This is a genomic window from Photobacterium sp. R1 (genome assembly GCF_054600795.1).
In genome coordinates this window covers 1-253 of record NZ_BAAHZP010000746.1, presented here as the reverse complement: position 1 = coordinate 253, position 253 = coordinate 1, and the positions used below count along the sequence as shown (strand labels likewise).

General features: G+C 58.5%; 1 pseudogene. It reads right to left on the bottom strand.

Going from position 1 to position 253, the window contains the following annotated elements:
* Nucleotides 1-253, bottom strand: a pseudogene (locus ACYP03_RS27060) (phosphoribosylamine--glycine ligase); the annotation flags it as partial.

Here is a 253-nt window from a genome sequence, read left to right as displayed (position 1 = left end):
CTTTACCGGCCGCCAGGCCATCGGCTTTGACTACAATCGGAGCGCCTTTTTCTTTCAGGTAAGCCAGTGCCGGCTCGATCTCAGTAAAGTTCTGGTATTCCGCGGTAGGGATCTGATGGCGGGCCAGGAAATCTTTGGTGAAGGCTTTGGAGCCTTCCAACTGGGCGGCGGCCTGAGTCGGACCAAAAATCGGCAGTCCGGCTGCACGGAATGCGTCAACCACGCCAATCACCAGCGGTGCTTCCGGGCCAAC